Genomic DNA, 22,454 nt, shown 5'->3' with positions numbered 1-22,454 from the left:
AAATGGAGTATTTGTTATTTGATTCGGTTTACTTTGCCGGTTGAGAATTTGGTGTCGGACAAGTTTTATTAACATAATCACATTGATAAATATAAGGTTCTTGCCAACTCAGAGGAATTTCTAGTAAATCTCGTGTCCCTGTCATACCTTGTCCGATAAATAGTAACAAAGCAATGCAATTTAAAATTGTGTGGACGGTGCGCCAACGATGAGATTTATCAGAGTAAATCTCTTGAACAATCGCTAATGAAAAAATCATCAGCAGTGCTGCGGTAATGCCAATATAATAATGTGACCAATACCACTCATTTGTGCGGCGAAATACCCCATCCTGACAGCCTAAAATTACTAAACCTGCACCTGTTAAAGTTGCAAAAACTGCTCGCCATAGTTTCTGCTTTGCCTGATAAAGCATTACTAAACAGGCAATAGTTGCAGCAAACATCAACAAGATAAACACAACTTGGAAAGGTACTTTATTCCATAATTGATTTTTGAGAATATTTTTGCCAATGGCGTAAGATAAGCCTAGTAAAGTTAATCCTACAACTGCACTTGTTAGCCATTGACCTAATTGTCTGTGTTCAGAACCAACTATTGGCGGAATTTTGCTTTGATTTCTAGCTAATATTTGCAAACGGCGTTGGCGTGTTTGCCAAGCAAAATTAACCACTATACCAATGAGTGGAAATACAAAAACAATTGCGATCGCCGGATGTAAAAGTCCTAAAAAATCGGTTATTTGCATACAACACCCTTTAAAAAATAAAATTATTTGTAGGGGATCTAGAACTTTTTGCTACCGATAAGAGGAGTCTTCAAACATCCTCAATGTAATGGTTTAGATATGACATTTCTTAAATGTGGCCAGCCACTTCTATTTGTTTAAATTTTTAGTAAGTTATGGCCATTGGTTCAATTTTTTTGTGTATTACTCTTATTCTTGCTATTTTTAGCTAATTAAAAATAAATAGCCTGAGACTATATAAAATATCATGATTTACGCAAACAGTAAAGCCATGTATTAAATAGTACAAATTTTTATTCTTTTACAATATAATATTATTATGATTATTTGGTAACATTTTTTAAAAGTACATCACAATAATCAGACAAAATTCTTGGTTTTCAGGAGAGTTTTAGGTGCATAAGCGCGAAATAAGAGTATCAAAGCTTAGATATAAATCTTTTCAATCTCTTGTTTCCAAGAGAGTTTTTCAATTTAGAACAGCAACGCTGATTTTATTGGGTATCGTTTTATTATCCGCTATCTTCGTTACAGCATGGTTTGCTGGTGAAGGCACAATTGCAAGAATCTTTTCTCAAGTTAATACTCTACAACAACAACCACCAATGTGGTTAGAAGTGCCAAGAGTCAAGTCTGAATATCTACTTTCACCTACTGTTTTGCTACTATTAACCGTATTTTTAGTCATGAAAATTTCGCCTCAGCCTCGTGTTTGGTCGCGACGGCTAGTGGTAGGAATTTTAATTACTATCATTTTACGTTATGTTCTTTGGCGATCGCTCTCTACTCTGAATGTTGTAGATCCATTAAATGGGGTGTTTAGTCTAGGGTTGTTCTTCATGGAAATGACATTGCTCGTGGGTAATGTTATTCAACTATTTTTCATGTTGAATGTCAAAGACCGACACCGTGAGGCAGACGAAAAATCATTAGCTGTGATTCATGGTAACTTTCTCCCATCGGTGGATGTTTTAATACCAACTTACAACGAGCCAGTATTTATTCTGCGACGTACGATTATTGGTTGTCAAGCCCTGGAGTATGCAAATAAAAAAATTTACCTTTTGGATGATACCAGGCGTCCAGAAGTTCAAAGTCTAGCAGCAGAATTAGGATGTAACTATGTAACACGACCCGATAGCAATTATGCTAAAGCTGGAAATTTGAATCATGCGATCGCCACAAGTCAAGGTCAGTTAATTGTGGTTTTTGATGCCGATTTTGTCCCCACAAAAAACTTTCTCACCCGCACTGTGGGCTTCTTTCAAAATGAGAAAGTCGCCCTCGTACAGACGCCTCAAAGCTTCTACAACGCTGATCCTGTAGCCCATAATCTCGGATTAGAAAATGTTATTACCTCAGACGAAGAAGTATTTTATCGACTAATTCAACCACTACGCGATGTCACAGGTAGCGTGATTTGTGCCGGTACTTCCTTCGTCGTCCGCCGCAGTGCTTTGGAAGAAACTGGGGGTTTTGTAACTGAGTCGTTAAGCGAAGATTATTTTACAGGAATTCGGATAACTGCTCAAGGCTACCAATTGATTTATTTAAATGAAAAATTAAGCGCTGGTTTAGCAGCAGAAAATATTGCTGCTTATGCTGTTCAACGATTAAGGTGGGGACAGGGTACACTGCAAGCGTTTTTTATTAAATCTAACCCTTTAACTATTCCCGGATTAAATATCTTTCAAAGGTTAGCTCATTTCGAGGGATTATTAAGTTGGTTTAGTCCGATATCCCGCGTTTATTTTCTGATTATGCCGTTAGCTTATTCGTTTTTAGGTGTGATTCCTATTCGAGCAACGTTAGCAGAGATAGTGTATTTCATCCTCCCTTCTTATTTGGTAAGCTTTACAGTATTTAGTTGGTTAAATCATCGTTCGCGTTCAGCTTTATTATCAGATGTATACTCTCTATTGCTATGTTGTCCTTTAGCACTGACTGTAATAAAAGTTATGCTGAATCCTTTCTCCAAAGGGTTTAAAGTCACACCTAAAGGGATCGCAAGCGATCGCTATATTTTCAACTGGAATTTAGCCTTACCTTTAATTATTCTATTTGTCGCTACTGCTATTAGCTTGTGGCGTAATCTCGGTCTGAGTATGGTTCAAGGAATGTGGGCTACTTCAGTACCGCCGGAAGTTGCTCAAGGAATTAAAGGTATAGGCTTAGGTTGGTTATGGAGTGCTTATAATTTGTTCATGATTGGCATTGCTTTGTTGATTTTGCTAGATGCTCCGAGAAGAGATGTTTATGAATGGTTTGATTTGCGACGAGTGGCGCGATTAAAAATTGGTAAGCAAAATTTATGGGGTGTGACTACAATGATTTCGGAAGTAGGTGCTGAAGTTGCTCTGACTCAGCTACCCAGCGAAAAGTTATTTACAAGTCAGCTAGTACACATTGAAATTATCGAAGAGAATCTCCATTTGGCTGGTGAAATTGTGCGTACAGGGTTTAATAATGAATTTCCCACAGTGCGCGTCCGGTTTGAATCAGTAAATTTGAGTCAACATCGCCACTTGATAGAAATGTTATTTTGTCGTCCAGGACAGTGGAAAAGCCAGAATGCACCAAGAGAATTTGGTTCATTTTTATTAATGTTGCGAATCTTACTGAAACCACGAATTTTGTTTGATCGAAAAGCCGATATAAGTGCGATCGCAGTTTCCAAAGTCTAGCCACAAATTAATTAGAAAGTAAGCGATCGCTGCTATTTGCCAGCATTTTTAACCATCCATAAACTTGATTAACAGTTAGTGTCAGTTCAACTTCTTCTAAAACTGGTAAATAATCTTCTCCTTGAAGTAACTCTGGTTGCTGATCTGGCAACAATACCAAAATACTCAGATCATCAGGGTCAAGAAACCACCCCAGGCGGCTACCATACTTCAAACACTGGAGAATATTACCAATCACTTTGTTCGGCTTTTGTTCTGGTGAGAGAATCTCAATTGTCCAATCTGGTGGAAGTTCAAAGTTATCCGGTACTTGCTCATCGACAGTAAATGGTATGCGTCCCCAGTTGAATATAGCCACATCTGGTACAATTGAGCGCCCTCCAAAGCTACACCGTAGTTCGGGAAATGCGTATGCAATCTTTGGCAATTCTGCAACTTGATTTACTACGGCGCACAATTTTCCTTGCAAACGGCTATGTCTCCCTTTCGGCATTGGTTTGGGAATAATTTCTCCATTAATATATTCACTAGCTGGTTTAGTTTCTGGGAGCTTCAGAAACTCTTCTAGGGTTAGAGGTCGAGTTGTCGTGGCACTCATGGCTCCGTCATCCTGATTTGATTTGCACTTAGTTTAGCAAAATAAACTATTACAACTCATAGCCTCTTTAATTGCCAAAGCCCTCCAGCTGGAACCACCTGCACTAGTTGACCATATCTCGACTCAACAGCCTGAACGAGTTGGGGCGAAGGACGGAACAAGAATGTATCAGAATTCCCTGAGAGTAGAGACTTTACATTTGATATTTCAAGCTTGGGAGGCTGACTAAACAGCACTAATCGCACATTGTCATGTAGTAAATAACTCAAAGACAGTAAGTCTCCTAAATTAGTCCCGTCATAACCTCCATCGCTGAGTAAAACCGGGGAAGAAACAGCATTAATCCGCCGTGCCATTTCCGCATTAAAATGGCTGGGGATATTGCTCCACCAAGTATCAGAAAAAGCGCTAACTGTACAAGATGCGACACTACATGAAATTAGCAGCACCATCACACCACGCCAGAAGCGTTGTCTACTCAGTATTTTAGTTGCGAGTAAATAACCTACCGCCAGCTGCACTCCAGGAAAACAAGAAATCAAATAGCGACTGACCGCAGACCGCTGGGTTTCTAAAAGAAAATCTGACACAGCCAACATCAAAAAAGGTACAAAAATCGCAGTCAGGATAAATAACCAGGTTTCCCGACTAGTATGGTGGCAAACTTGAAAGATAGCCGCAGCAATCAGCAGCAAAATCAGCAACCTGGGTATAAAAGTCCAGATATTATTAAAACCAAAATCTAAATCTAAAAATAGGGCACTAAAACTGAGAATCCACAGCTTTACCCGGTAAACGATATCACTCCCTTTGACCCAGCTTGTAGTGTCCAAAATCCGCTGATAGTTGCTTTTCAACACAAACAACCACGGACTGTAGAGAATTAGTGAGGTGGCGATCGCTAGCCCAAAAAATATTAAATTGGAAATTGAAAATTTATTTTCATTTCCAGGCAAATTCTGGGAATTCTCTACCCTCATCTTGGGATTTTTAGCCAAAAGATGCGCTAACAGCACATAAACTATGTGACCACTCAAAGTCAGCCCAAAAAAAGGTTGGGTATACAAGCCCAGTGTAACCGCCAGTGCATAAAGTCCCCAGTTATACCAAGTTGGCAAGCGCAACGCCCTAAGCAAGAACAAACTACTAGCAATGACGCATACTGTCAGAAAACTGTATTGCCTTGCAATCTGGGCAAATAAAATATCAAACGGAGATATAGCTAAAAGCGCTGTTGTTAGCAAAGCTACTATTCGAGAGGTAAAAAGCTCTCGCCCTAGAGCATACATCGACAATAACGCCAGTAAACTCAATAAAGCTGGCAAAGTCCGCGATGCTGTGCGAGAACTGCCAAATACCTGCATCCAGAAGCGAGCCATCAAAAAGTATAACGGCGGATGTTGCGGGTCTTCGACTGCGAGAGATCTAATTGTATCTGCGGAAGTACTTCCTGGTTTCAGATGCTGATACTTTTGTAACTTCTGTGCTGAAACAATCTGGTTTTGAAAAATTTCTTCACCAATTTCTTGACCTGTAAACCCGGCTGCTCGGAAAGAAGTGTAGACCTCATCATGCCAGTAAATTTTATGATCAAGATTAAAAAATCGGAAAAATACACCGAGTACCAATAATACGACGATGAAAAACCGCAACCAACTCGGAGAACGTTTGAGATGCCGCATAACCAGGTTTCACAAATAAGTCTCCAGAGTTTAAGTTTTTCTCACATTGTGTACCACGCTGTCAAGCAGTAGAGAATTTATTTTTGCTGGGGATATCGCGTCGGCGCAAGCTGCGAGGTTTAGTTAATTTCCAGACTGAATAATAATTGTCACTGTAAACAATCTCCGTCTTCAAGTCATACCTTTTTTCTATTACTTGACGCCAGTCAAATGAAGGATTGAGCAAAAACACATCAGTAAACCCATCAGGAATCTTGGGAATTCGTTGGTCTTGCATCAACAAAAATCGGACTTTGGGTTCCAAAAGATAACTTAGAGAAAAGACATTCCCATAGTTAATGCCAGAAGCATCACTAATTAACAGTGGGCTAGGAGTCTGATTGATGATTTGGGCAACTTGGGGATTTCCATAACTCATACCCTTATTCCACCAAGTGTCTGTTTGAGAACTTACCCTAGAAGAAACCACACCACAAATAATCAGCAGTCCTATGATTATTTGCCAGTTTTTATGGCGTGACCCGCTGCTATTATATAGTTGCGTAGCTAGCAAGTAAGCAACAGCCAATTGAATACCCAAATAAGCTGGCATTAAATACGGTTCAGAAGCTGATCTGATACTCACAGAAATTAAATCAGGCAGCATTATAGGTAGTGCTGGCACTACAATCAACGTCAGAATAAAAAGCCAAATTTTGTAGTTAGTTGTATAACAAATAAAATAAATTGAATACCCCACCAAAATGACAAAAACTGTTGCAATTAAAGAACTAAGTGGATTTTCCCAGCCAAAGTTTAAATCCAAAAAAATCCTGCTTAACTGCATCAGCAAAAAGGGAAATACAGGCTCTAAAGATAACTGATTTTTGGTCACATCTGCTGAGATCAAAAATTGGAAAAAATCAGCTATTACAACTGCCATCCAAGGCATAAATGCCAAAAAACCCACTAGTGATGCTAGTAAATAAGCTCTGACAGTTTCAGTTAACTTGAATCGGTTTGTGATTATTACATAAGTTCCATGAGCAATTGCCACAAATCCACTCCACAAAAATGTGTAAAAACTCAGCGCTAAGGTTACGGCATAAATGCTCCAGGTGGCGAAGCGATCTGATCGGTGCTGTTCTTTTGTTAATTGGTCTTTATCTTTTGATTCCAACTGTAGTGCTCGTAGCAATGAAGCACTAGATAGTAATATGGTGACTAACCAGAGAATATATTCTTGTGCTTCCTGGGCATATACTAAGTGAATTGGAGAGATTGCCATAAGTGCGATCGCTATACCAGATACTGATAACGGCACATTAAATAACTCTTGGCATAGCCAATAAACACAAGGAAAAACCAAAAAGCTGATCAAGACAGACAAACTTCTAATAGCTGTCACCGAATTGCCAAAGATTTCCATCCACAATCGAGCTATTAGGTAATAAAGTGGTGGATGTTGAGAATCTGCCGTTGCCAAAGTCATAATCGTGTCATTTAAGTTTTTTTCTCGATTGACACCTTGAAACTTAGCAAAACTTTCTCTAGCAATAATCAGACCATTAAAAATTTGCTGTTTTACTTGAGTTGTTGTAAAGCCAGAAATTCGTAATGAGCTATAAGTTTCATCATGCGAGTAAACTTTGCTATCAAGATTAACAAAGCGAAACAATATACTCATCACCAACAAAAATACAATTAAAAAACGCAACCAACTCGGGCCAAGTTTGAGATGGCGCATAACTAAGTTTCCCAAAAAATTGTCCAAATAATCTACTTAAGCCGACTGGATGAAGTGCTGCATCTACGCTCGTAAACATCGCCAAAACATCAAGCGGAGCCTATTCATTAAACATCGCTAACCTCATATCTTGCAGCATTCTCAATTAGCACCATCACCCGCCCATAACTTGAAGGATATTGTGGGCGAATCGATTGAGCAGTTAAACCTATTAGTCACAATCTGCCTTGATTCCAGTGCGTTAAAACGTACTTGGGCTATTAGCCCGAAATTTATTTCAGGCAAGTGAACAGCGCAAAATCAAGGTTTTTGGGGTGGGGGGTTAAACCCTGCGGTTAATTATGCCACAGGATCATGGATTCCCAGACTGTTGTTGGGACAGGTGTGATATTTGTCCAGTTAATCACTTATAAAAAAATCTGTCTGTCATACTGTAGACGCTTTTGCAGTGAGACAGCGCTCAATACAGTTCGGTTAAAGGGGAAAGGAGAAAGGGACTCATGTTTTGAAAAGCTATTACGCAAATAAACTTGCATACTATGAGCGTTTAGGCTGTCAAAAGTCACGCATTTCAGAGTCCAGAATGACTATTGACTATTGACTATTGACTATTGACTATTGAACGCCAGTTCACTCAACGGACTGCTTGGCCATAATCTAATCGCTGCGGTTCATTTCCCTCAACAGCACTGGTGAGTAATGGCGATTTGTTCTTCTGGCGGAGCTTTTCTATTAAATTGCTGCCTAGCGTCCATGTACCATCACCAATATTTTCGCCTGTTTTCTCCAGTGCTTTAGTCCAAAGTGTGGTAGGGATCGCAGTTACAACAGCCGTCAGCGTCACAAGTTCCATAACTTCACTACAGATTAGGTTATGTGGAAATTACTTCAATTGTCACCAATTCTATTACGCCAAAGCTTAGCGATCGTCAAAGTCATACTACAACAGAAGGACATCTGTGTTTTTTATCTCTATATAGGATTCCTATTTGATTTTTGAAAGAACTGCGTACACCTCTAACTCCCTTTTTTTCCCATTTCCCATTCCCTATCCCCTATCCCCTATCCCCCATTCGGTGTCTCTACAAGTCAGTTCACGAATCAAATCGGATTACTACATATATAATCCCAAGGCTTGAAGCCGTAGAAGTGTCAAAATGTTATATGTAAACTTTATTCACAAGGTCACTTATGCCGAAAGCAATTTGGAATGGAACTGTTTTAGCTGAGAGCGATAACACCGTAGTTGTGGAAGGCAACCATTATTTTCCTGCTGATGCCATTAACAAGCAGTACTTCCAAGAAACTAACACCCACACCACTTGTTCTTGGAAAGGTGTCGCCAGCTACTACAGTATCGATGTTGATGGTCAAGTCAACAAAGACGCCGCATGGTACTATCCCAGTGCCAAGGAAAAGGCTAAAAATATTGAAGGCTATGTTGCCTTCTGGAAAGGTGTAAAGGTTGAGGCTTAATAGCAGTTACCACAAGTCTTCTATATCCTGGGAATTACTTGAGTAGACTACAGCAAATAATACGTTGCTTGTAGGGTGGGCATTGCAATGCCCACCTTACTTTAGTTTAAGTGGAATAACTGGTATTCATCAGCAGCAAATGCAAGCATTAAATCTCCCTGGTCAATATAAACAAACATCAAATACATTAGAATCTAAGCGGGTGTCAAGTCCATTATTTCGGGTTATTAAGAATGGCAAATATGGTTTTATTGACCAAACTGGAAAGATAGTTATCGAACCACAGTTTGATTTGGCTTGGAACTTTATCGATGGGCGATCGCAGATTAAGCTTGATGATAAATACGGCTATATCGACGAGATGGGTAAAATAGTTATCAAACCGCAATTTCGTTTGGCTTACGCTTTCTCAAGTGGATTAGCATTAGTATTAATTGATTATAAACACGGCTACATTGATACTAACGGCAAAATAGTTATCAAACCGCAATTTAATCAGGCTTTAGCTTTTAATCAGGGATTAGCGGCTGTTAAAATTGATGAAAAATACTGTTATATCAACCCATCAGGAAAGATAGTTATTAAGCCAGTATTTGATGATGCAAGGCATTTTTATGAAGAACTATCAGCAGTTGAACTTGGCGATAAATGGGGCTATATTAACTCCAATGGTAAGTTAGTTATTAAGCCACAATTTGATGAAACTTTGAGATTTTCGGAAGGTTTAGCGGCAGTTCAAGTTGGTGATAAATGGGGCTATATCGACCAAGCGGGTGTAATGGTAATTGAACCACAATTTGAACAGGCTTGGGAATTTACCGAAGGATTAGCAGTAGTTAAAATTGGCGATAAATGGGGTTATATTGCACCCAACCGGCAGATAGCAATTAAGCCACGCTTTGATAGAATAACAAGTTTTTCTCAAAGGTTAGCTGCTGTCAAAATTGACAATAAGTATGGCTACATTAATACTAATGGCAAAATAGTCATTCCATCTCAATTTGATTTAGCTCTTAATTTTACTTCAGGATTGGCATTAGTATATGTTGGCGGTAAAGCTGGCTATATCAATAAGGTGGGACAGTTTGTTTGGTATCCTACAAATTGAGCGATCGCTACCGGGCAACTTCCCCGCATGGCAGACAGTTTACACATATTTTCGCAACTGGCGCAAAAACGGTACGTGGTTGAACATTCACGATAGTCTGCGAAATTGGACTCGGATTGAGCAACAGCGCGATCGCAGTCCATCGGAGGCGATCATCGATAGTCAAAGCGTAAAGAGTGCCGCAATGGTGAGTCAATCTGTGGGCTTTGATGCGGGCAAGAAAATTAAAGGACGCAAGCGATTTCTGACGGTTGATACCTTGGGGCTAGTCTTGCGAGTCTTGGTTACGGCCGCCAGTGTGGGTGAGCGTGTTCGCGTTAACGTCCCGAAGGGAAGGGGCAAACAAGTTCTCAAACGGGTCAAACAGTCTCAGCAGCAAGTATCTCGTTTGACAACCCTTTGGGTGGATGGCGGTTTTGACGGTGAGCCATTTATGCAGTGGGTGATGGATGTTTGTCTTGAAAAGTGATGCTCTTGCGTCGCTAACAGAGCGGCGCAAACCGCCGCTCCGACGGGCGGGAGCAACGCGATTTGGTGAGGTCGAATGGAATGCGGGTTAAAAATTACGTTTTATCGGATTCATCCAGACTTCTAAGCGACTAAATGCCTGTGAAGAAAGCACCGTCAAACATAAATAAATCACCGCTACAGCCGCGTAAATTTCAAAAGCGCGATAGTTGTCAGCGACAATTAACTGTCCTTTGCGTACCAATTCTTCAAATCCAATTACAGAAACTAAGCTCGTATCTTTCAACAAACTGATAAACTCATTACCCAACGGTGGAATCATCCGCCGGAAAGCTTGAGGAAAAATCACGTAGCGCATAGTTTGCACAGAATTCAAACCTAGCGACTGTGAAGCTTCTGCTTGTCCTACTTCAATTGATTGAATCCCTGCACGGACAACTTCTGCAATATATGCAGCACTATTAAAACTTAAGGCAATTACCCCAGCAGCTAAGCGATCAAAGGTAAAAGTTAAACCAAGTTCTTGCAAAATTGCAGGTAATCCAAAGTAAATCATAAAAATTTGTACCAGCAAAGGCGTTCCCCGGAAAAAATCCACATACGCCCGCGCCAGTAAACGCACAGGTGCAACATGAGAAAGGTGGACAATTCCAATCAAGGAACCTCCAACCAAACCCAGCACCACAGAAAGTATTGTCAATTGCAGCGTCACCAAAGCACCTTGTAATAGAGCCGGAAAAGACTGCACAATCACGCCAATTGAGGTAAATATTGTCGGTAATTCAGCGCCAGCTTGATTTTCAAATGGTGATTTGGCTGGCAATGATGGGGGATCGGCTTTAAACCATTTTTGGTAAATTTGGGAATAAGTGCCATTTTTCAGCACCCGATCCAAAGCATTGTTTATCAGTGGTAAATAAGGCGAGTCTTGAGCTGTAGCAATCCCATAAAATTCCTCAGTCAGTAGTTGCTCTACTACTTTAATGCCCTTGAGATTGCCCGTATTAATGGCATATAAAGTAACTGGTGCATCATTAATTACCGCATCTACATTACCATTAAGCAATTCTTGCAGAGCTAAAGGTGCTGAATCAAAGCTGCGGATTTGCACGCCGGAAATACTCTTAGCTTTTGCAGCACCAGTTGTGCCAATTTGTACTGCAATTTTTTTATTCTTGAGATTGTTAAAGCCAGTAATATTTTGATTATCTGCGCGGATGGCGATCGCCAACCCAGCCTTAAAATAAGGACGAGAAAAAGAAACAGATTTTGCTCGTTCGTCTGTAATCGTGATCGAACTAATCGCCGCATCTACCGTTTTGCCTTGCAAAGCTGGGATAATACCATCAAAAGGCAGACTTTGAAAATCCACTTTGAAGTTAGCAGCAGTTCCGATTGCATTCATCAAATCAAAAGAAAAACCCTGCAACTCACCACCTTTCCCTTGAAACTCAAAAGGTGGAAAAGCCGGTTCGGTAGCAACCCGTAGAGTTTTCTCCGCACTAGGATTCACACCACAGCCAACCAGTAACAAACAACTAAAACTTATAACTACACATAAGCGCAGCCAACGCCCAAAACTAAATCCAGCCATACTCTTTCATTTCTTCCTTCGCGTTCTTTGCAATTCGTTTCAAATATTACAATTAACTTTAGAGCAGGACTGATGCCAAATTATCAAAAAACGAACCGCAATCGCGCAGCGTCTCGTTAGAGAAGGACGTAAAGTACACAAAGGAATTAGAGTTTTAAAGAGTTTTGCGTAAATGCTATAAAGTAGTTGACACAGCCCATGAACAATACCACCCCCGCGATCATTTTTGAAACTATCGAAAAAAACTTTGGCTCCCTAAAAGTCCTCAAAGGAATCACAGGCGAAATCAACCGGGGAGAAGTCGTTGCAGTTATCGGTTCCTCCGGGTGTGGTAAAAGTACCCTGCTACGCTGCTTCAACCGGCTAGAAAACATTAACAACGGGCGTTTAGTAGTCAATGGTATCAATATATCCCGACCCACTGTAGACTATAGCCAACTGCGGCAACTGCGGACACAAGTAGGCATGGTTTTCCAGCAATTTAACCTATTTCCCCACCTCAGTGTCCTAGAAAATATGACACTCGCCCCCCGTAAAGTCTTAGGTAAAACACCGAAAGAAAGCGCCCAACTTGCAGGGTTATATCTAGAAAAAGTTGGTTTATTTGACAAAGCATCTAGTTATCCCGAACAACTTTCTGGAGGACAAAAGCAACGGGTAGCCATAGCCCGGAGCTTGTGTATGAACCCGCAAATCATGCTATTTGACGAACCTACCAGCGCCTTAGATCCGGAGCTCGTCGGCGAAGTTTTGCAAGTAATGCAACAATTAGCAACAGAAGGTATGACAATGGTCATTGTCACCCATGAAATGCAATTTGCAAAAGAAGTAGCAAATCGGGTGATATTTTTAGATCAAGGTATTGTGGCAGAACAAGGCCCAGCTAATGAAGTTCTAAGCAATCCACAAAGCGATCGCTTGCGTCTTTTCCTAAGTCGCCTTCAAATAATTCGTAATTAAAGACTTCCTGTGACATACCAACACCTACAATTCGACTAATTCCACACCAAACACTTCTGCAAAGGAACTAGCTACATCAGAACGCACTTCTTGACAAGTGATACCTGGAATCCATTCGACTAAACTGCCTACAGGTTTATCAGAAATGCCGCAGGGTACAATACGCTCAAAGCCGGTCATGTCTGGACACACATTTAATGCAAAGCCGTGCATGGTAATCCAACGACTGACTTTAATACCAATAGCGGCAATTTTACGTCCTTGTAACCAAACGCCAGTAAAAGCCGGAATTCTTTCTCCCTGCAACCCATAAATTGCTAGTACACGAATTAATACTTCTTCGAGTTGCCGTAAATACCAGTGGAGGTCTTTACGATAACGTTGCAGATTTAAAATCGGATACCCTACCAGTTGACCAGGACAATGGTAAGTGACTTCGCCACCTCTTTCAACTCGATGCACATCATACTTACTCTTGTCAATCTCAAACTTGAGAAATTCTGCGCTTGCTCCCTGTCCTAAAGTGTAGACGGGTGGATGTTCTAGCAAAATTAACACGTCATCTAGACTGGGGTCATTGATGCGCTCAGTGAGAAGCGATCGCTGCCATGCATGAGCATCTACGTAAGGCATTAGTCCCTGGTTATATAACAAACAACGGTTTTGGTGCGTCTTCATACTATGGATAATGCTAAAAATCAACTAGTATTGGGAGGAAATATATTTCAAGTCACAAGGCTTAAGTCAACAAATGTCAAGCTATGCAAAGGATTTTAAAGGAAAGTCAAGGGAACCAGCATTAGAAAACACAAAGTGCTAGCTTGAATATATAACCTCAATAGGTGTTGGGAGGAATTCTCTACAATTATCATCACGCCAAGACAATAGGAATGAATGCACTGGCTGATGACTCTAAGAGTATTGTTTGCATCTCAAACAGGATCAAACATTCCAAAAAGACTTGTGTTCTTTATCAACAGCGAGCGAACTTCTTGGAACACAGAAAAATCAACCACCAACAGTTGTTTAAGCGTTACTTAGTGAAGAAAGTAGTCATGGGAGCTATCGCTCAGACTACCTCATCCTAAATTTCTGCGTCGGCATCCAATTGATTTGCAAGCGGTTGGCAAACAGCGCAGAGATCAGAAGGTCAATCGAAGATATACTTAACAAAAACTAAGATGCACCAATCTTTAGAGACAGCGTACCAGCAGTACATAAAAATAGTTCACAATTTGTTTTGGCGGCATTGATAGACCTTACCGCAACTTCTTTTCATACAAAGCAAATTCATACATCACATATTCAGCGGGAGAGTTTACATGAAGCTTGTCATCCACGGCAAAAATATAGAAATTACCGATGCGATTCGGGAGTATGTGCATCAAAAAATTGAAAAAGCAGTTAGTCACTTTCAGAACATCACAAATGAAGTGGATGTGCATCTTAGCGTAGCCCGCAATCCGCGAATTAATCCTAGACAAGCGGCTGAAGTAACGATTTATGCTAATGGTAGCGTCATCCGTGCCGAGGAAAGCAGCGAAAACTTATACGCCAGTATTGACTTGGTTGCAGATAAAATTGCCCGTCAACTGCGTAAATACAAAGAACGGCGTCAAGATCAGAAAACTCATGCCCAGCCTACCAACGAAGTAGTGGCTGGGGAGTCGGTGGTAACAGATTTAATTGGCGATCGCACCCCCGAACTGCCCAGCGAGGTTGTCCGCACCAAATATTTTTCCATGCCTCCAATGACTGTTGCAGAAGCCTTAGAACAACTCCAACTAGTAGGGCACGACTTTTATATGTTCCGCAATTCTGAAACTGGGGAGATTAATGTAATTTACGAACGCAACCACGGCGGTTATGGTGTAATTCAACCCCGCAACGGTAACGGTCAAACCAACGGCAAGAATGACAAGGCAACCCACGCTAATATTGTCATGCCAGAAAAATCGCACTCGAATAAATAGGGATTGGGGACTGGGGACTGGTAACTGGTGACTGACAAGGTGAATAAAAATCAATGCCCCATGCCCCATGCCCCATCCCCTTATTGATGGAGTTTTTTATCTTGGTATTTGCCGTGTGTATCGTCCATCAAGTCCTTGCTTAATCCAACTTAAACATTCATATTCTGATTTGAATAATTTTGGTGCGGCAATATTATTTAATAATTCTGGTGGATAATGGTCGTAAAAATATTTACCCGCTTCTTGAAAGACGATAATCAAATTATTGCGGTAAATATATCGTGACTTAAAATTATCCTCTTGATGGCTAAATTCTGAATGTTTGTCAATATGCTCTTTGGCAATATCAACGATATTATTAATGCTATTGCCATAGATGCCTGCTGGATTCTCGGCCTTGTGAAATTGGCTTTTATGCCCAATGTCTGATAGTAATCTATACGAATAAATTTCGTAATTGTCCGCTTTGCCAAAAAGAAATGGAATGATGAGATATCCTTTATATGAGACTGACTTTTCATGAAGAAGACGACTCATCTCAACCTCCTTTTGTGTAACTACTCTCAAAAAAATTGCCTGAATCACATACACACTAAAAATTAATATAGTAATCCGATTTGATTCGTGAACTGACTTGTAGAGACACCGAATGGGGGATAGGGGATAGGGAATGGGAAAAAAGGGAGTTAGAAGTGTACGCAGTTCTTTCAAAAATCAAATAGGAATCCTATACATCTGTGTTAGTTACTTTCACATGTTACCCAGACTCCCACCACACTTTTGTAAAGAAGGCTATATCCGTCTTTGCAAAAAGAGCAACTAGGTGTATCTAGGCTGATCTCGGTTTATCAGAAAAGTATTTCAATAATAATTATCGCTCTTTTTGAAATCAGTAAGCATTAGACTTATCGCTCAATAAGGTAAATTAATTATCATCTGTTGGTAACTTGGCATAGCAAAAGCGACTCAAAAACTTTTATTATATGGGGTATAAGTAATATGAGATGATTATTCAATCTGAATTACTACTTTACCAAAGTGAGCAGCACTTTTGAGATAGTGATAAGCTTCTCTTGCTTCAGTGAAGGGAAAAACCTTATCAATAATCGGTTTGATTTGATGCTCTTGCATTGCTTGATTCATTGCCTCAAACATTTCCCGACTGCCGACATAAATACCTTGAACTGTTAAACTCTTAAAGAGTATTGGCATGGGGTCAATCTCGCTCCCTGTGCCAGACAGAACACCAATCAAGCTAATACGTCCACCAATACGAACTGCTTGTAACGATTTTGGCAAAGTACCTGCACCGCCTACTTCTACCACATGATCTACACCGATGCGATTAGTCAATTGGTAAACTTGCTTTTCCCACTCTGGCGTTGTTTTATAGTTAATCGTCTCGTCAGCACCAAGCTGTTTCGTTTGTGCTAACTTTTCATCACTGCTAGACGTGACGATCGCTCTTGCACCGTGTATCTTTGCAAACTGGAGTGCAAAAATCGAGACTCCCCCAGTACCGAGCAATAAAACACTATCACTAGCGCTAATATTGCCCTTTGTCACTAATCCATGCCAAGCTGTGACGGCTGCACAGGGTAAGGTTGCACCTTCTGCATAAGATAGATAGTTAGGTAAGATTACTAATCCATCTTGGTGTAATACAACATACTCAGCTAACATGCCATCGATACCGCCTCCCAGATCCGATTTCATTTTCTCTTTAGTCAAAGAGTCAGAAATCCAGTCTTGAAAGAAGATACCAGCTACGCGATCGCCTACTTTCACTCGTGTGACACCTTTTCCTACCGCCACAACCTCCCCCGCACCATCAGACATGGGAATCAGTGGATATTTCAGCCCAGAACCGTAGGCTCCTTCAATGACAAGCAAATCGCGGTAATTCAGAGATGTTGCTTTTACTTTAATCAGAACTTGGCCTGCATTGGGTTTTGGTTCAGGGTGATCAACTAATGCGAGAGCATCAATCCCTGCGTTGCTGTGAATTTCGTAAGCTTTCATGGGTAGGATTTACGCAACTAGTAAATATACCCTTTATCATCGCGGTCAACAGTCAAAAGTCAAACTTTTTTTTGACTTTTGACCCTTTAATCTTGTAGAGATGCGTAGACGCTCCAAGAGCGGTGAGGGCTGATTGTTAGAGTCTAATCGCGTTTCTACTTTAGCTCGACTTTATCCAAAATTAAGAACTCGGCTTTCTTGATTCGGCAAAACCCCTGGCTTTTTGGCAAATACTTTTTCCACATCACTGATTTGCGCTCAAGTCCAAAAACTAAAACTATCTTTCCACAATGGTTTTAGCGTCAGGTTTTGGGTTTCGTAAAAATGGATAAAGTCGAGCTTAAAGAGAATCCATGAAATGCTGTACCTTTTCCAGGAGTGGCTGATATTCGATTTGTTCGGCTAATTCTTGAGCATTTTGATAGCACGATCGCGCTAATTTTTTGCGTCTAGTTGTGGCGTAAAGGCTTCCCATATTTAGCAAAGTTGAAATTTCTCCAAGACAGTCGTCCAATTGTTGATAAATTGTAATGGCTTGTTTGTAGAACTTCAATGCTTGCCGATTTTCCGCGAGAACAGCGTAGGTAAAACCAATGTTGTGAATAGTTGTTGCTTCACCAGAGCGATCGTTTAGGGAGCGACGTGTCAAAAGAACTTGATAGTAAAGCAATAGTGCTTGTTTAGGTTTGCCTAAATCAGTATAGATAGAGGCAATATTGTTCAAGGTGGTTGCTTCACCAAGCAAATTCTTGGCGGCTCGTTGAATTGGGATTGCTTGTTGGAAAAATTCTAGAGCTTGCTCAAACTTACCCAAGGCGCTGTATGCAAACCCAATGCCATTTAGCGTGGTTGCTTTACCAGAAATGTCTCCTAGCAATTGACGCATCGCCAAAATTTGGTTTTGTAGCAACAAAGCTCGTTTCGGTTCTCCCAACCTGGTATAGATCAGCGCCACATCATTGAGAGTCGAAACTTCACCTTGAGTGTCTTGCAATTTCCTGAAGATTTGAACTGCTTTGTCAAAATACTCCAGCGCTTGCGAAAAGCGTCCAAGACGACTGTAAGTAGAACCTAGATTGCTGAGTGCGATCGCTTGTGCTCGTGCGTTGCTCAGTTCTTGAGCAACTGAAAGTGCTTGATGAAAATACTCTAATGCTCTTTGAGGTTGCCAGCAACCAAGGTGAGCTAAACCGATGTCGTTCAATGCATAACCTTCTCTAGCTCGATCTGGAATTGTTCTAGCTAAATGTAAATTCTCGGTTGTTAGATCCAGATATTCTTGAAAATTACCCCGCTTGTAATAGCGGTTTGCTTGATTACGACGTTGTTCCCATTCTTTGACTGGATTTAAAGGTTGCGTCATCTGAACCTCGGGTGCATTGGAGATAAATGGGCAGGATACCTCTTGGGAATGAGCTTATATAAGGTTTCCCAATTGGATTTAACCACTATTCTCTACCTTTAGATATAAGACGTAAATAGAGAAGTGTAGTATTATTGCATATTTATAACTGTATTCAAGAAGCAATAACTACAAATTCCATCTAAACCTCCGGGGTACTCCCGCCAAGTCTGCGACTGTGGCGGTGACGGGGGATAGGAACGCTAAGTTTATCAACGAAGGAAGAAGTTTGCAGATGCTCCCGTCTACACTGCTTGCGGTTAGCGGGAGAGCGTCACAACTGAAAGGCAAAATGTTATAGCTTTAGGGAAAGCGGTAAGGAGGTAAGGTAAAAATTATCACCTTATTCTTTAGGATTTGACGCTCATACTCCTCTACCGCTTACAAGACTCTGCGTTAATACCCTTGTTGCGTATATACACGTTATATTTTAAATATAAATGTAAATTTATGTACTAAAGTTTTAATTTTAGATGAAGGCGATAGTGTAGATTTTGTAGCCTATTTGACTTTAATAGATATTAAATTAGCGAATCATCCGGCTGCCATTCTGAGCGCGAAATAGCGTAGTACACTACATCATGACCGTAATAGTGAGCATTCTTTTGATACTTCATTCCAATTTTCTGGATGACACGTACTGAAGCGATGTTATCCGGTTTAGCGATCGCCACTATTCGCTCTAGCTTTAATTCTTTAAAACCATACTGCAAAGTAGCTTGAGAAGCTTCTGTCCCCAGTCCCATGTTCCAATAGGACTTGTCAAATACATAACCAAGCTCAACTTCTGGCGTATTTTCCAGGAAACCAAGTCCACAACGACCAATCAGTTTGCTACTATCTTTGTGTATTACTGCCCACATTCCAAAGTTGTGTTGTTGCCAGTGTTGGATATGTTTGTGTAAGCTTGCCTGTGTTTGTTCTCTTGTTCTAAGCGATAGATACTTCATAACTTCGGCATCGCTGTAGAGGCGAAACAGGTTATCAAAGTCGTCTAAAATGAATTGCCTTAGTTGTAGTCGTGGGGTTTCTATGTCAGCCATAGTAACTTTAATGTCAATTCAAGTTCGCAAAATGTATAGAGAATCGTCTGGTTGCCATTGCGATCGCAAGATAGCATAGTACACTACATCTAAGTTTTAGGGTATACGGTCTAAGTTGTAGTCTTGCAGTTTCTATCTCAGGCATGGTATCAGATAAGATGTACGTTAGCGTAATGTCTCCTAGAGAAGGTATCGCTACTTTAAAAAAGCGTATTTTTCTGATTGTAAAAATTAATATAATGCTCCTATTATGAGCATCTCCCAACCTCTCAAAAAATCTTACACCCAAGACCGTAGGCGCGAAAATGACTGGCGGTTATTTCTGCGTTTAGTACCTTATGCCCGTCGTAGTAGACGGCTGCTGGTGCTATCAATGATCCTACTTGTGCCCATCGCACTAGCTAACGCCGTACAACCATTGTTGATTGGACAGGTAATCTCCCTAATTCGCAATGAACCTAGTACCTACGAGTTTCTCAGGAATCGCCCCTTCTTGCAAGGATTACATATCCTGGAAGGATTATTGCTACTTGCAATTATTGTACGACTCGCATTGACAGGTATTCAGGGTTATCTGGTACAGACACTAGGGCAAAAAATCACCGCAGAAATTCGCAAAGACTTATTTCACCATGTCACATCTCTAGCAGTGCGTTTTTTTGACCGCACTCCTGTAGGTAAATTAATTACCAGACTCACCAGCGATGTGGAAGTGTTAGGAGATGTTTTTTCCACCGGGGCGATCGGTATTGTATCCGATTTATTTTTGATGGTGGTGATTACAGGTTTAATGTTTTCTATACAGTGGCAACTTGCTTGCTTGTTGCTGTTGATGCTATTACCAGTTACCTGGGTAATTGTTTACTTTCAGCAAAAGTACCGCCAAGCAAATTATAAAGTTCGGGAAGAACTTTCTATCTTGAACTCACAGCTACAAGAAAATGTGGTTGGCATCAATGTAGTACAGTTATTCCGACGAGAAAAATTTAATGCTGAACTATTTCGGATCAAGAACAAGAATTACACAGCGGAAGTAGATCAAACCATCTTTTATGATTCAGCTGTTTCAGCAACCTTAGAATGGATTGGACTGATTGCTATTGCAGGTGTACTGTGGATGGGTGGTTGGTTACTTTTAAAAGAAAACTTGACTTTCGGGGTTTTATCTGCATTTGTGTTGTATGCTCAGCGTTTATTTGACCCTTTAAGAGATTTTGCCGAAAAATTCACTGTAATTCAATCTGGATTTACTGCTATTGAACGGGTGGGCGATATTTTAGATGAACCGATAGAAATACGCGATCGCACCAATCCGCGCTTCTCAATATTTGATGCTAAATTCGGTTACATAGACGAGTTAGCTGTCTCTCTAGAATCTCCAAACCTCAATACTCCACCGCAACTGGGAGAAATCCGCTTTGATCACGTCTGGTTTGCTTACAAAAACGATGATTACGTAATTAAAGACTTAGATTTCACCATTCATCCTGGTGAACAAGTTGCATTAGTCGGCCCCACAGGTGCAGGTAAAAGTTCTATCATCCGTCTTTTGTGCCGCCTCTACGAACCCACTCAAGGACGCATTTTAGTGGATGGCGTAGATATTCGGGAAGTACCACAGGCAGAACTGCGCCGCTATATGGCAGTAATTTTACAAGAAGGCTTTTTGTTTGCTGGTGATGTCAAAGGCAATATAAGCTTAGGAGACAAATACACCATTGAGGAAATTAAACAAGCAGCAGAAAGCACCAACATTGCTGAGTTTATTGAACAATTGCCTCAAGGCTACAACACTCAACTCAGAGAAAGGGGTACAAATCTTTCTAGTGGACAAAAGCAGCTTTTAGCCTTTGCACGTGCTGCTATTCGCAATCCAGAAATTCTGGTGTTAGATGAGGCGACTGCTAGTCTAGATGTTGGGACAGAAGCTTTGATTCAAGAGGCATTAAATCAGCTTTTGCAAAGACGTACCGCCATTATTATCGCTCACCGCCTGTCTACGATTCGCAATGTAGATCGAATCTTTGTTTTAAAGCGAGGTGAATTAATCGAACAGGGAAGTCACGAAGAACTGTTGCAACAAGGTGGACTTTACGCGACTTTGCACAACTTGCAGATGTTGGGAACTTAGCCAAAAGTATCATCTAAACCTCCCAGGAGACTCCCGCTATATCTGTACTCAGATTAGCGGTGAGAGGAATGGGAAAGAAATTACGAAACGTTTCCTGAACATTTTTCTGCATAGCAGAAACCGTGAGGGAGACAGTTGAGTAATTTTTAAATCTTTTATTGTGCATACGAATAACCATCTTTTTTGTGAATTGCTGAACAATATTTGTGGCTAATTCCTTGAATTAATCCATTTTTAGTAGAGATATTAAAACTTCCAGTTGCACGAGTTGCAATTCTTCCAATATGTACACCAGCTTTTTTACCAGTTTTTACAATCGCTTTTACAATATCGCCTGTCTGAAAACCAAAGTGAAACTTAATTCTTGAGCAATGACGATTTGGGAACCCAAACTTATCAGTGCGGCATAATTGTCTAGTGCCGTGACCATTAGCAGTAATTAACAATGGTTTGACTCCTTTAATAATTAAAACTAGGGTTAATTCTCCAACACAAGCCGCATCAATCCAGTGTGTTTTCTCTAGCTTTTGCTGACTACGATTAAACTTTGTTAGACCTCCTGAACCTGTTTCTACTGGTAGTCCAGTTGCTTTTAAAACTTCCAGCAATGCAAATCTGGTTGTGTTGACTGCGGCTGCATCAGCCAATGGTCTTTTAGCTTGCATCAAGATTCTTTCCAATCTTGATGGGTCTTTTTTAAGAAACTCTTTGAGGGAGCATCCCAGTTTTTTGCAAAGAAAGCGAAAATCAGTCAGGATAAGTAAGACGAGTGTATTTACTTAGCGATGACCCCAGAACAAAAACAAGCTCTTCAAGAACACATTCAAGCGATCGCTAAA

At 40.6% G+C, this 22,454-nt stretch carries 17 protein-coding genes and 2 pseudogenes; 7 read left to right on the top strand and 12 right to left on the bottom strand.

The features are described 5' to 3' along the window. Window positions 1–28: 28 nt before the first annotated feature. Window positions 29–748 (bottom strand): DUF4079 domain-containing protein, encoded by a 720-nt coding sequence (locus tag IQ246_RS09415; RefSeq protein WP_194002298.1) that lies wholly within the window; start codon window positions 746–748, stop codon window positions 29–31. 395 nt (window positions 749–1,143) lie between these two features. Between IQ246_RS09415 and IQ246_RS09410 the strand changes: the two genes are divergently transcribed. Continuing rightward, a complete protein-coding gene (locus tag IQ246_RS09410; RefSeq protein ID WP_339379225.1) occupies window positions 1,144–3,432 on the top strand; it encodes a glycosyltransferase in 2,289 nt (762 codons plus the stop codon). A gap of 7 nt (window positions 3,433–3,439) precedes the next feature. On the opposite strand, the gene IQ246_RS09405 is transcribed toward IQ246_RS09410, so the two are convergent. The 4 genes from IQ246_RS09405 to IQ246_RS09390 all read right to left on the bottom strand — a co-directional run bounded on the left by IQ246_RS09405 (window position 3,440) and on the right by IQ246_RS09390 (window position 8,291). Then, a complete protein-coding gene (locus IQ246_RS09405; RefSeq protein WP_194002296.1) occupies window positions 3,440–4,030 on the bottom strand; it encodes a Uma2 family endonuclease in 591 nt (196 codons plus the stop codon). Between the two features lie 56 nt (window positions 4,031–4,086). Then, the gene (locus tag IQ246_RS09400; RefSeq protein ID WP_194002294.1) at window positions 4,087–5,712 is read right to left on the bottom strand and encodes a glycosyltransferase family 39 protein; all 1,626 of its coding nucleotides are present in this window, start codon (window positions 5,710–5,712) and stop codon (window positions 4,087–4,089) included. 61 nt (window positions 5,713–5,773) lie between these two features. Further along, window positions 5,774–7,438 carry a glycosyltransferase family 39 protein gene (locus IQ246_RS09395; RefSeq protein ID WP_194002292.1) on the bottom strand — a complete coding sequence of 555 codons (1,665 nt, stop codon included), beginning with the start codon at window positions 7,436–7,438 and terminating at the stop codon, window positions 5,774–5,776. 634 nt (window positions 7,439–8,072) lie between these two features. Further along, entirely contained in the window at window positions 8,073–8,291 is a 219-nt protein-coding gene (locus IQ246_RS09390) for a hypothetical protein (RefSeq protein ID WP_244141970.1), read from the bottom strand. A gap of 338 nt (window positions 8,292–8,629) precedes the next feature. On the opposite strand from IQ246_RS09390, the gene IQ246_RS09385 reads away from it, so the two are divergent. From IQ246_RS09385 to IQ246_RS09375, 3 genes and pseudogenes are all read left to right on the top strand, one after another. Continuing rightward, window positions 8,630–8,914, top strand: a complete 285-nt coding sequence (locus tag IQ246_RS09385; protein WP_194002290.1) for a DUF427 domain-containing protein — start codon at window positions 8,630–8,632, stop codon at window positions 8,912–8,914. Between the two features lie 64 nt (window positions 8,915–8,978). Further along, the gene (locus tag IQ246_RS09380) at window positions 8,979–10,022 is read left to right on the top strand and encodes a WG repeat-containing protein (RefSeq protein WP_244141969.1); all 1,044 of its coding nucleotides are present in this window, start codon (window positions 8,979–8,981) and stop codon (window positions 10,020–10,022) included. A 1-nt stretch (window position 10,023) separates the two neighbouring features. Continuing rightward, window positions 10,024–10,473: pseudogene (locus tag IQ246_RS09375) on the top strand (transposase); the annotation flags it as partial. A 105-nt stretch (window positions 10,474–10,578) separates the two neighbouring features. On the opposite strand, the gene IQ246_RS09370 reads toward IQ246_RS09375, so the two are convergent. Further along, window positions 10,579–12,084, bottom strand: a complete 1,506-nt coding sequence (locus IQ246_RS09370; protein WP_194002288.1) for an ABC transporter permease subunit — start codon at window positions 12,082–12,084, stop codon at window positions 10,579–10,581. Between the two features lie 198 nt (window positions 12,085–12,282). On the opposite strand from IQ246_RS09370, the gene IQ246_RS09365 reads away from it, so the two are divergent. Beyond that, a complete protein-coding gene (locus tag IQ246_RS09365) occupies window positions 12,283–13,044 on the top strand; it encodes an amino acid ABC transporter ATP-binding protein (RefSeq protein ID WP_194002286.1) in 762 nt (253 codons plus the stop codon). A gap of 24 nt (window positions 13,045–13,068) precedes the next feature. Here the strand turns inward: IQ246_RS09365 and lipB are convergent, their stop codons facing one another. Further along, complete coding sequence (gene lipB / locus IQ246_RS09360) at window positions 13,069–13,722, bottom strand: lipoyl(octanoyl) transferase LipB (protein WP_208492089.1); 654 nt, start codon at window positions 13,720–13,722, stop codon at window positions 13,069–13,071. Between the two features lie 644 nt (window positions 13,723–14,366). On the opposite strand from lipB, the gene hpf reads away from it, so the two are divergent. Further along, entirely contained in the window at window positions 14,367–15,017 is a 651-nt protein-coding gene (hpf, locus tag IQ246_RS09355; RefSeq protein ID WP_194002284.1) for a ribosome hibernation-promoting factor, HPF/YfiA family, read from the top strand. Window positions 15,018–15,113: 96 nt separating this feature from the next. On the opposite strand, the gene IQ246_RS09350 is transcribed toward hpf, so the two are convergent. The 4 genes from IQ246_RS09350 to IQ246_RS09335 all read right to left on the bottom strand — a co-directional run bounded on the left by IQ246_RS09350 (window position 15,114) and on the right by IQ246_RS09335 (window position 19,484). Next, the gene (locus IQ246_RS09350; protein ID WP_194002342.1) at window positions 15,114–15,554 is read right to left on the bottom strand and encodes a hypothetical protein; all 441 of its coding nucleotides are present in this window, start codon (window positions 15,552–15,554) and stop codon (window positions 15,114–15,116) included. A gap of 471 nt (window positions 15,555–16,025) precedes the next feature. Continuing rightward, the gene (locus IQ246_RS09345) at window positions 16,026–17,039 is read right to left on the bottom strand and encodes an NAD(P)-dependent alcohol dehydrogenase (RefSeq protein ID WP_194002282.1); all 1,014 of its coding nucleotides are present in this window, start codon (window positions 17,037–17,039) and stop codon (window positions 16,026–16,028) included. Between the two features lie 340 nt (window positions 17,040–17,379). Continuing rightward, a complete protein-coding gene (locus IQ246_RS09340) occupies window positions 17,380–18,402 on the bottom strand; it encodes a tetratricopeptide repeat protein (protein WP_194002280.1) in 1,023 nt (340 codons plus the stop codon). A gap of 560 nt (window positions 18,403–18,962) precedes the next feature. Next, window positions 18,963–19,484, bottom strand: coding sequence for a GNAT family N-acetyltransferase (locus tag IQ246_RS09335; protein ID WP_194002278.1), 522 nt, complete (start codon window positions 19,482–19,484; stop codon window positions 18,963–18,965). 250 nt (window positions 19,485–19,734) lie between these two features. On the opposite strand from IQ246_RS09335, the gene IQ246_RS09330 reads away from it, so the two are divergent. Next, entirely contained in the window at window positions 19,735–21,615 is a 1,881-nt protein-coding gene (locus tag IQ246_RS09330) for an ABC transporter ATP-binding protein (protein WP_194002276.1), read from the top strand. 155 nt (window positions 21,616–21,770) lie between these two features. Here IQ246_RS09330 and IQ246_RS09325 read toward each other — a convergent pair. Further along, window positions 21,771–22,325 (bottom strand): annotated as a pseudogene (locus IQ246_RS09325) (HNH endonuclease); the annotation flags it as partial. Window positions 22,326–22,454 lie beyond the last annotated feature (129 nt).

The sequence above is a fragment of the aff. Roholtiella sp. LEGE 12411 genome (assembly GCF_015206995.1).
Taxonomy (GTDB): domain Bacteria; phylum Cyanobacteriota; class Cyanobacteriia; order Cyanobacteriales; family Nostocaceae; genus Komarekiella.
This window is presented reverse-complemented; position numbering and strand designations above follow the sequence as displayed.

What these genes read in the sequence shown, in the direction of transcription:
- IQ246_RS09330 (WP_194002276.1), top strand. Translation starts at nt 19,735, where the DNA reads ATGAGCATCTCCCAACCTCTCAAAAAATCTTACACCCAAGACCGTAGG.
- IQ246_RS09405 (WP_194002296.1), bottom strand. Translation starts at nt 4,030, where the DNA reads ATGAGTGCCACGACAACTCGACCTCTAACCCTAGAAGAGTTTCTGAAG.
- IQ246_RS09415 (WP_194002298.1), bottom strand. Translation starts at nt 748, where the DNA reads ATGCAAATAACCGATTTTTTAGGACTTTTACATCCGGCGATCGCAATT.
- hpf (WP_194002284.1), top strand. Translation starts at nt 14,367, where the DNA reads ATGAAGCTTGTCATCCACGGCAAAAATATAGAAATTACCGATGCGATT.
- IQ246_RS09340 (WP_194002280.1), bottom strand. Translation starts at nt 18,402, where the DNA reads ATGACGCAACCTTTAAATCCAGTCAAAGAATGGGAACAACGTCGTAAT.
- IQ246_RS09350 (WP_194002342.1), bottom strand. Translation starts at nt 15,554, where the DNA reads ATGAGTCGTCTTCTTCATGAAAAGTCAGTCTCATATAAAGGATATCTC.
- IQ246_RS09395 (WP_194002292.1), bottom strand. Translation starts at nt 7,438, where the DNA reads ATGCGCCATCTCAAACTTGGCCCGAGTTGGTTGCGTTTTTTAATTGTA.
- IQ246_RS09390 (WP_244141970.1), bottom strand. Translation starts at nt 8,291, where the DNA reads ATGGAACTTGTGACGCTGACGGCTGTTGTAACTGCGATCCCTACCACA.
- IQ246_RS09385 (WP_194002290.1), top strand. Translation starts at nt 8,630, where the DNA reads ATGCCGAAAGCAATTTGGAATGGAACTGTTTTAGCTGAGAGCGATAAC.
- IQ246_RS09370 (WP_194002288.1), bottom strand. Translation starts at nt 12,084, where the DNA reads ATGGCTGGATTTAGTTTTGGGCGTTGGCTGCGCTTATGTGTAGTTATA.
- IQ246_RS09365 (WP_194002286.1), top strand. Translation starts at nt 12,283, where the DNA reads ATGAACAATACCACCCCCGCGATCATTTTTGAAACTATCGAAAAAAAC.
- IQ246_RS09335 (WP_194002278.1), bottom strand. Translation starts at nt 19,484, where the DNA reads ATGGCTGACATAGAAACCCCACGACTACAACTAAGGCAATTCATTTTA.
- IQ246_RS09345 (WP_194002282.1), bottom strand. Translation starts at nt 17,039, where the DNA reads ATGAAAGCTTACGAAATTCACAGCAACGCAGGGATTGATGCTCTCGCA.
- lipB (WP_208492089.1), bottom strand. Translation starts at nt 13,722, where the DNA reads ATGAAGACGCACCAAAACCGTTGTTTGTTATATAACCAGGGACTAATG.
- IQ246_RS09400 (WP_194002294.1), bottom strand. Translation starts at nt 5,712, where the DNA reads ATGCGGCATCTCAAACGTTCTCCGAGTTGGTTGCGGTTTTTCATCGTC.